Raw genomic sequence first — 8,446 nt, 5'->3', positions numbered from 1 at the left:
ACAACAATAATATCAGAATTTAAAAAGACTGTCGACCACTTTGTCAACAGTCTGAGATTAGCACAAGGCTAATCCATAAAATTCGCAATCATTTGATCGGCTAAGTCTTTTGATGTCATGACCAATAAGAGTTCATCGTCATTTACTGCGACTTCACTTTTTTCAGCTTCTACACAAACCCATTTAGCTGGATTGGCATTTTCTTTGATTTCGTTAGCCATTGCTTCTAAATCAACAGAATCATCGGTTTTACGAATTAAAACAACAGAATGAGGTAGCGCATTGATTAGAGCATCGGCATGTACGGCTTCAATTCCTTCACACCAAGGAATAAAGGCAAAGTATTCAAAGTTTTCTTCATTGAGTTCAGTGACTTCATAAGCAGGAATGGAATCTTTGTCTACTCCTTCATATAGAGCGTCGATGTCTTCTTGAAGGGTTGTTGGTTTGTTGCTTGTGCATCCAAAAAGGAAACAAGAACAAAGAATTGTTATTAGTAATTTTTTCATTGATAATCCTTTCTATATACCTATTATATATAGAAAATATTATAAAAATATAGATTTTTTTATTTAGATGCGTTATTCTTATTGTATTATTACGCAGGAGAAATGAAATGAATTTTTTAGAAGAAAGAATCATTAAAGATGGTGTTGTAAAGCCAGGAAATGTTCTTAAAGTCGATAGTTTTTTAAATCATCAAATTGATATTGATTTATATCAAAAAATGGGACAAGAATTTAAAGAACGATTTAAAAATGAAAATATCAATAAAATCTTAACCATTGAAGCATCAGGAATTGGAATTGCTTGTGTTGCAGCTCAATATTTCAATGTGCCTGTTGTATTCGCAAAAAAATCACATAGCATTAATCTAGATGGAGATATGTATGTAGCTGAAGTTGAATCTTTCACACATAAAACAAAGAACCAAGTTATTGTTTCGAAAAAGTTTTTAGGGCCAGAAGATCATGTATTGATTATTGATGATTTTTTAGCAAATGGATGTGCTCTTCAAGGGTTAATTTCAATTGTACAACAAGCAGGTGGAAGCGTTGAAGGAATTGGAATTGCGATTGAAAAAGGATTCCAAAATGGAGGACAAATCATTCGTAATTTAGGATATCACTTGGAATCATTGGCTATCGTGGATGCGATGGATGATGAAACTGGTGAAATTACTTTTAGATAAAAATTAGGCTTCATGAAAATGAACTCTTTTTTTATAGAAAATTTTTTTATATAATTGTTTTCGAATTTAAAGGAGAGTATAGATATGATTGAATTTTTTAGGAAGAATATTGAACCTAATAAAAAGGTAAAAACAATTGAAATTCTATTATTAATTGGTTTATGTTTAACGTCTATTGTTTCTTTTGCGATGGGAACAAGTAAAATCAATGCCAATGTAGGTCAAATTAATTTTATTGAACAAGTAGAAATGACAAGAGACTTCTCATTAGAAGACTATGACGAAGACTATGCTTCATGTGATGTAACTTATACAAAAGGTAAAGATTCAATGGTTATTACGTATTCTTATGATGAATATGTGAATCATGATGAAAAAACAATTACGGCTTATGAATTTGAAAGTAAAGATGGGACAAAGCTTTATTTTGATCATAAAGATGTAAGTAAATCAGAAGCACAAGATGTATATACATCGGTAATGGCAAATAAAACAATGTCGATTTTTAACTTAGCCATTGCTTCTTTAATTCTTGCCTTATCAGTTGTGATTATGATGTTATTTTCAAGACAATTCACAACCTATGAAAAAGCATGGTTCTTATCTATCATGGCCTTGGCTACAATTATTTCAGTAATATTCCCAGAAGAAAGTGCCAATGGTGTTAATGGAATTGTAATCATGTTGTTGTATTTATTAGATACATTCCTAAATATTTTATGTGAACTATTAATTTCAAAACAATCTCGATATAATTTCTTGGTTTCAGTGTTAGTCGAAATTGTGGAAATTGTGATGTGTATTGTATTAATGTATCGCTTCGCAACTATGGCAACAACGCTATTCTTCTGGCTTCCAATTGATATTATTAGTTATATTAACTGGTCTAAACACAAAGACGATCAAGAAGATGAATTAACAGTGGTTCGTCGTTTAAAAGGATGGCAAGAAGTATTGGTTATTTTAGGAATTGTGGTTTGGACTTTTGGTGTGGGATATTTAATCAGTGGATTAGATATCGCAACAGATTTCTATCACAATGAAACACTAGAAACCGCAATTATTTATATTGATGCATGTGCATCAGCAGTAGGAATTGCCAATGGTCTATTCATTTTCTTCCGTTTTAGAGAACAATGGATTGCTTGGTATATTTGTGCATTCTTAGAAGCAGTTATTAATATTATTTCTGGGCAATATGTATTGTTGGTATTGAAACTTGGATATTTCACAAATACTACTTATGGATACATTAAATGGAGTAAATATATAAATTCTCATTCAGAAAAGAAAGAAGTATCAATATTCTAATTCGTCTTGAGGTTGCCCTTAAAAACTGATACAATATAGCGTGTAAAAAAATAGGAGTGATGAATTATGGCAATTTCTGCAGGTGATTTTAAAACAGGATTAACATTAATCGTTGATGGAGATCCTTGTCAAGTTTTAGATTTTCAACATGTTAAACCAGGAAAAGGTGCAGCTATCTTAAAAACTAAGATGAGAAACTTAAAAACTGGTTCTATTCAAGAAAAAAACTTCAATGCGAATACAAAATTTGATCAAGCTAATATTTCTAAAAAAGCGGCTCAATATTCGTATGAAGCAGGTGGAACTTATTATTTCATGGACTTAGAAACATTTGATACTTATGAATTAACAGAAGAACACATGGGAGAAAACAAATACTATGTTGTTGAAGGTTCTGAAGTTTCATTAATGTTCTTTGAAGGTGAATTATTATCTGTTTCTGTTCCAGAAAAAGTTGAATTAACTATCGTCGAAACAGATCCAGCAATCAAAGGTGCTCCATCTAACCAAACTAAAGATGCGGTTACAGATACAGGATTAACAATCCGTGTTCCTCAGTTCATTGAACAAGGAGAAAAGGTTGTTGTTTTCACAGCAGATGGAAAATACGCAGGAAGAGCTTAATAATAAGCTCTTTTTTTTAAAATTATGAATAAAGTTGTTTTAATTACAGGAGCCGCTCAAGGAATTGGTAAAGCCATTGCTTTAGAACTAGCTAAGAATCACTATGATATCGTAATCAATTATCGTTCAAGTCATAAAGAAGCGATGGAATTAAAGGAAACAATCCTTAATTTAGGTGTTCGATGCATGGCAATTTGTGCCAATGTTTCCAAGGAACAAGAAGTTGATGACATGGTTAGTCAAATTGAAAAGGAAATGGGTGGCGTTGATGTTCTGATTAATAATGCTGGTATCGATTTATCGAATTTATTTCACTTAAAAACAGCCGATGAATTTCGAAAAACCATGGATGTTAATGTGATTGGGGCGTTTAATTGTGCTAAAAGAGTGTATCATCATATGTTGGATCAAGAATATGGAAGAATTATTAATATTTCTTCTACCAATGGAATTAATACATACTATCCAATGTGTATTGACTATGATGCCTCTAAAGCTGCGCTTATTTCTTTAACACATAATTTGGCATTTGAATTTGCACCTTATGTGAATGTAAATTGCATTGCCCCAGGATTCATTGGAACCGAAAATGAATTAGATGGATATGATGAAGAATTCTTAAAAGAAGAATGTGAAAAGATTATGGTAAATCGCTATGGAAATCCGGAAGAAGTCGCATATTTAGTGAAATTTTTAATCAGCAGTGAAGCTAATTTTATAAATAATACGGTGATTCGTATTGATGGTGGACAAAAAGGAAGTTGTTAATCCAACTTCCTTTTCATGTTTGTAAGAGCTAATAAAATTGATAATTTACCGTATTCTAATGTCAATCCACCTTGCATATATAAAGTATATGGCTCAACAACTGGTGCATCGGCACTTAATTCAATGGTACTTCCTTGTGTAAAACTTCCTGCTGCCATCACTTCATCAAAAGGATAACCAGGCATAGGAGCAGGCATAACACGAACAAAAGAATCAATAGGACTTGTGTTTTGAATTCCTTGGGTAAAGTTGACTAAGTTTTCTTTTGTTTCTAGTTCAAGTGTTTGAATAATATCGGTTCTTGGTTCATCATAACGAGGAGATACATTTTTATATCCCAATTGTTCTAACATATATGCTGAGAAAACAGCAGTTTTTAAACTTGAACGAACAGCACTAGGTGCCATAAAAAGACCTTTAAAGAAAGAATTATTTAAATTAAAGTTTGCTCCTAAATCTTTTCCAATTCCTGGCGAAGTTAAGCGTTCTGCAACCATGTGAATTAAATCCGCATTTCCGGCAACATATCCACCCGTTGAAGCAATTCCGCCTCCTAAGTTTTTCATTAAAGAGCCAACGACTACATCGGCACCCACATGTCCTGGTTCAATTTTTTCAACTAATTCACCGTAACAGTTATCAACCATAATAATAACTTCTTGATTAACTTCACGGATTTTTTTGATGATGCGACTAATTTTATCCATACTTAAAGATAAACGATGAGAATATCCACGTGATCGTTGAATTTCAACTAGTTTCACATTTTTTTCTTTTAATCGATTGATAATGGCATCATCATCAAAGTCATCGTTTACTAATTCAATTTGTTCGTATTTTACACCATTGGCTTTTAGGGATTGACTAGAAGAACCAATAATTCCAATCATTTCTTGTAAAGAATCATAAGGTGCACCGGAAATAGAAATCATTGTATCTCCATGTTTACATAAAGCTGATAAGGTCAGATATAGGGCATTGGTTCCACTCATAATTTGTGGACGAACCAAAGCATCTTCACATCCTAATACACTGGCAAAAATACGTTCTAATTTATCTCTTCCTTCGTCGTAGTTTCCATATCCATTGATATCAGTAAAATCAGAGTATGATACTTTATTTTCAATGAAATACGATAAAATACGATTGGAGTTGTACAAACAAATGTCATCTATGTTTTCATAAATGTCTTTTAAAACAATATCGGATTGTTTAGAAAGTTCTAATAAGTCTTTATCAATTTGTTCTAAAATCATAACTACCTCTTTCAATTTCGTTTTTTATTATACATCAATTATATATGCCTAACCAAATCAAATTGACTTAAAAAAATATAATCGATACTATATATATACTCTTTGCGCTGCATTGAATCTACAGTACAAACTGAGCAGACCGTAACATAGTTATGGAGTCGGGTCACAAAAGTGACAGTGGAAATCATTTCTTCCATGGGACAGTAGTTGCTAACACTGATTCGTGGAAGTTTTTTTATACCATTTTTTAAAACTTTCCTGGTCATGTAAAGAGATTAGGAGGACAAAATGACAGATCAAAATGAATTTTCTAGAGTTGCTAATCGAGTATCGATTGTAACCATTGTTGCCAACTTGGCTTTATCAATCTTAAAGCTATTGGCCGGACTGTTTGCTCATTCCAATGCCATGATTAGTGATGCCGTTCACTCGGCAAGTGATGTATTTAGTACGTTTGTTGTTATGATTGGCGTTAAGCTTTCATCAAAAAAAGCGGATAAAGAACATCCATATGGACATGAAAGAATGGAATGTGTAGCTGCCATTGTTTTGGCAATGGTTTTATTTATTACCGGACTTGCTATTGGAATGGAAGTCATTCAAACGATTTTTTCAGGAAATTATAAAAACATTCAAGTTCCTGGTTTATTAGCATTATTAGCAGCTATTATTTCTATTGTTGTAAAAGAAATTATGTATTGGTATACACGACACTATGCCAAAAAAATTGATTCAAGTGCTTTAATGGCTGATGCCTGGCATCATCGCTCGGATGCATTGTCTTCAATTGGTGCTTTAATTGGTATATTAGGTGCTCGTATGGGATATCCTATTATGGATTCCGTTGCCAGTCTTATTATTTTCTTGTTTATTGTCAAAGCGGCTTATGATATTTTCAAAGATGCAGTTGATAAAATGGTAGATCATAGTTGTGATGAACAAACAGAACAAGAACTATGTAATTGTGTAAGAGAAAATAAAGAAGTATTAGGTATAGATTTACTTCAAACACGTATATTTGGAAATAAAATCTATGTTGATGTTGAAATAGAAGTGAATGAGAACTACACTCTTAAAAGAGCACATGAAATTGCGGAACAAGTTCATGAAAAAATTGAAATAAATTTTCCTAAAGTAAAACACATTATGGTGCATGTGAATCCCGGGGTGATTGAAAATGGAAAAGGAAAAGAAGAATAAAGGACTTAGAAATATTGTCTTTTTGGGGTTAATTAGTTGTTTTGCGGATATTTCATCGGAAATGGTTTATCCTATAATTCCTTTGTATTTAACTGCAGTATTAGGAACCACACCTGCGATTGTAGGAGTTATTGAAGGAATTGCTGAAAGCTTAGCTAGTTTAGTAAAAGTATTTAGTGGTTATATTTCGGATAAATATCAAAATAAAAAGAAATTAGCTTTTTGTGGATATTGCACAGGCTTTATTTATAAGATTGCTTTATTGGTATCCACAAGTTGGGTGGGAATATTAATCGCCCGTGTCATTGACCGCTTTGGAAAAGGAATTCGAACCGCTCCAAGAGATGTAATGGTAGCGGAAAGTACAGAAGATAATTTAGGAACTTCTTTTGGTATTCATAAGGCCTTGGATATGTTAGGATCGGCGATTGGGATTTTATTATCGCTTTTGATTCTAAAATATTTTGGAGATTCTATTTCTTCTTATAAAAAGATATTTATTGTTTCGATAATTCCTATTGTCATCGCTTTATTTTTCTTTATCTTTGTCAAAGAAAATAAAAATAGAGTTCAAACCAAGAAAGAAAACATCTTTAAAAATGTAGATAAATTAGATAATCAATTAAAACTATATTTATTCGTAGCTGTTTTATTTACACTAGGAAATTCATCGAATTCATTTTTATTGTTGAGAGCACAAGATGTTGGATATACAAGTACGCATGTGATTTTATTGTATTTTATATATAATATAGTGTGTTCTTTATTATCGATTCCCATGGGAAAGAAATCGGATAAAAAAGGAAGAAAAGGTATATTAGTAAAAGGTTATTTATTATTTTCTTTAGTTTATTTATTATTTGGACTAGGAAGTAATAAAATATCTATTTTATTGGCCTTTGTATTATATGGATTCTATACAGCTATGATTGCTGGAGTAGAAAAAGCCTTTATTAGTGAAATCAGTCCAAAATACTTAAAAGGAACTATGTTAGGATTACACGGAACATTAGTAGGAATTGCTTTATTATTTAGTAGTGTGATTGCTGGTTTCTTATATGAATATGTTGGTTCTTATGCTCCTTTCTTATTAGGTGCTAGTTTATCATTCATCACGGCTTTAATTTTACAATTTGGTTTAAAAGAACAAAAGATGGATCTAGTAAAATAATCCATCTTTTTATTGTTAGTTGGCTATAAGTTTACGATACTTTTCTTTTTCATTTTCATCGTAATTCAATAAATCATATACTTTATCAAAACTTTGATTAGAAGATGACATTAGATTTTGTATTGTTTCTTTACGTTCTGCAGTTCGACCAATATCAATTCCTTCACTGCGACCAATTTCAATTCCTTGACTTAGTCCGCGTTCTTCGCCTTTAAGTTCAAAATAATAGGATAAATTACACATTGTCATCATCTCCTGTTCTTCTATGTCGATTATACCATATTTTGATAATATCTCTTTCTTTTGTGTTAGGTCCTGTTTTTGAATAAATAACTCATAAATCATCATAATCACTTCTTTATATTCTTCTTCACATTGATTGATACTTTCTTCATCCATGAATATGTAGATTTGTGTTTGATTGTCATAGTGTTTCTTTATCATTTGTGGTTTTCCAGTTAGGATTCTAGGATATTTATCTACGGCAACAATACTATAGAAAAAGACAAAGAATAATCTTACTATATTCCTTGTCCCAGTTTTATTAGCTACAAATTAATTGTCGATATTGTTCTTTTTCACTTTTGTCATAATTTAATAAATCATATGCTTCATCAAAAGTTTGATTATAAGTAGACATTATGTTTTGGATTGTTTTTTTACGTTCTTCAGTTCGACCAATGCCAATTCCTTCACTTCGTCCAATATCAATTCCTTGACTTAGTCCACGTTCTTCGCCTTTAAGTTCAAAATAATAGGATAAATTACACATTGTCATCATCTCCTGTTCTTCTATGTCGATTATACCATATTTTGATAATATCTCTTTCTTTTGTGTTAGGTCCTGTTTTTGAATAAATAACTCATAAATCATCATAATCACTTCTTTATATTCTTCTTCACATTGATTGATACTTTCTTCAT

Annotated in this window: 10 protein-coding genes and 1 riboswitch; of the genes, 6 read left to right on the top strand and 4 right to left on the bottom strand. The window is 31.5% G+C overall.

What is annotated here, in order from left to right; all coding sequences use genetic code 11:
• Positions 1-68 precede the first annotated feature (68 nt).
• Positions 69-509, bottom strand: a complete 441-nt coding sequence (locus tag ACI313_RS04820) for a hypothetical protein (RefSeq protein ID WP_439755421.1) — start codon at positions 507-509, stop codon at positions 69-71.
• Positions 510-616: 107 nt separating this feature from the next.
• On the opposite strand from ACI313_RS04820, the gene ACI313_RS04815 reads away from it, so the two are divergent.
• The 4 genes from ACI313_RS04815 (at position 617) to ACI313_RS04800 (ending at position 3,895) form a co-directional block, all read left to right on the top strand.
• Positions 617-1,192 carry a xanthine phosphoribosyltransferase gene (locus ACI313_RS04815; protein ID WP_320607420.1) on the top strand — a complete coding sequence of 192 codons (576 nt, stop codon included), beginning with the start codon at positions 617-619 and terminating at the stop codon, positions 1,190-1,192.
• Between the two features lie 84 nt (positions 1,193-1,276).
• Complete coding sequence (gene pnuC, locus ACI313_RS04810) at positions 1,277-2,503, top strand: nicotinamide riboside transporter PnuC (protein WP_439755420.1); 1,227 nt, start codon at positions 1,277-1,279, stop codon at positions 2,501-2,503.
• A 66-nt stretch (positions 2,504-2,569) separates the two neighbouring features.
• Positions 2,570-3,127 carry an elongation factor P gene (gene efp / locus ACI313_RS04805; RefSeq protein WP_320607422.1) on the top strand — a complete coding sequence of 186 codons (558 nt, stop codon included), beginning with the start codon at positions 2,570-2,572 and terminating at the stop codon, positions 3,125-3,127.
• 24 nt (positions 3,128-3,151) lie between these two features.
• Positions 3,152-3,895 (top strand): SDR family NAD(P)-dependent oxidoreductase, encoded by a 744-nt coding sequence (locus ACI313_RS04800; protein WP_439755419.1) that lies wholly within the window; start codon positions 3,152-3,154, stop codon positions 3,893-3,895.
• Here the strand turns inward: ACI313_RS04800 and ACI313_RS04795 are convergent.
• The gene (locus tag ACI313_RS04795; RefSeq protein ID WP_439755418.1) at positions 3,892-5,151 is read right to left on the bottom strand and encodes an aminotransferase class I/II-fold pyridoxal phosphate-dependent enzyme; all 1,260 of its coding nucleotides are present in this window, start codon (positions 5,149-5,151) and stop codon (positions 3,892-3,894) included. The two genes, ACI313_RS04800 and ACI313_RS04795, sit on opposite strands and share 4 nt — an antisense overlap.
• Positions 5,152-5,271: 120 nt before the next feature.
• A riboswitch (NiCo riboswitch) is annotated at positions 5,272-5,357 on the top strand.
• A gap of 82 nt (positions 5,358-5,439) precedes the next feature.
• Between ACI313_RS04795 and ACI313_RS04790 the strand changes: the two genes are divergently transcribed.
• Together ACI313_RS04790 and ACI313_RS04785 are read left to right on the top strand one after the other, a co-directional pair.
• Complete coding sequence (locus ACI313_RS04790) at positions 5,440-6,351, top strand: cation diffusion facilitator family transporter (protein WP_439755417.1); 912 nt, start codon at positions 5,440-5,442, stop codon at positions 6,349-6,351.
• Complete coding sequence (locus tag ACI313_RS04785) at positions 6,329-7,522, top strand: MFS transporter (RefSeq protein WP_439755416.1); 1,194 nt, start codon at positions 6,329-6,331, stop codon at positions 7,520-7,522. Before ACI313_RS04790 ends, ACI313_RS04785 begins: the two co-directional genes overlap by 23 nt.
• 15 nt (positions 7,523-7,537) lie before the next feature.
• On the opposite strand, the gene ACI313_RS04780 is transcribed toward ACI313_RS04785, so the two are convergent.
• Both ACI313_RS04780 and ACI313_RS04775 read right to left on the bottom strand, forming a co-directional pair.
• Positions 7,538-7,966 (bottom strand): hypothetical protein, encoded by a 429-nt coding sequence (locus ACI313_RS04780; protein WP_439755415.1) that lies wholly within the window; start codon positions 7,964-7,966, stop codon positions 7,538-7,540.
• 100 nt (positions 7,967-8,066) lie between these two features.
• Positions 8,067-8,446 (bottom strand): hypothetical protein (locus ACI313_RS04775; RefSeq protein WP_439755414.1); only part of this gene is annotated, 380 nt, incomplete at its 5' end.

It is taken from the genome of Floccifex sp. (genome assembly GCF_051873495.1).
Lineage (GTDB): Bacteria > Bacillota_I > Bacilli_A > Erysipelotrichales > Erysipelotrichaceae > Floccifex.
The sequence above is the reverse complement of the archived record's forward strand: the minus strand, read 5'-3'. Positions and strand labels throughout refer to the sequence as shown.

What these genes read in the sequence shown, in the direction of transcription:
- ACI313_RS04800 (WP_439755419.1), top strand. Translation starts at nt 3,152, where the DNA reads ATGAATAAAGTTGTTTTAATTACAGGAGCCGCTCAAGGAATTGGTAAA.
- ACI313_RS04795 (WP_439755418.1), bottom strand. Translation starts at nt 5,151, where the DNA reads ATGATTTTAGAACAAATTGATAAAGACTTATTAGAACTTTCTAAACAA.
- ACI313_RS04785 (WP_439755416.1), top strand. Translation starts at nt 6,329, where the DNA reads ATGGAAAAGGAAAAGAAGAATAAAGGACTTAGAAATATTGTCTTTTTG.
- ACI313_RS04815 (WP_320607420.1), top strand. Translation starts at nt 617, where the DNA reads ATGAATTTTTTAGAAGAAAGAATCATTAAAGATGGTGTTGTAAAGCCA.
- ACI313_RS04790 (WP_439755417.1), top strand. Translation starts at nt 5,440, where the DNA reads ATGACAGATCAAAATGAATTTTCTAGAGTTGCTAATCGAGTATCGATT.
- ACI313_RS04820 (WP_439755421.1), bottom strand. Translation starts at nt 509, where the DNA reads ATGAAAAAATTACTAATAACAATTCTTTGTTCTTGTTTCCTTTTTGGA.
- pnuC (WP_439755420.1), top strand. Translation starts at nt 1,277, where the DNA reads ATGATTGAATTTTTTAGGAAGAATATTGAACCTAATAAAAAGGTAAAA.
- efp (WP_320607422.1), top strand. Translation starts at nt 2,570, where the DNA reads ATGGCAATTTCTGCAGGTGATTTTAAAACAGGATTAACATTAATCGTT.
- ACI313_RS04780 (WP_439755415.1), bottom strand. Translation starts at nt 7,966, where the DNA reads ATGATAAAGAAACACTATGACAATCAAACACAAATCTACATATTCATG.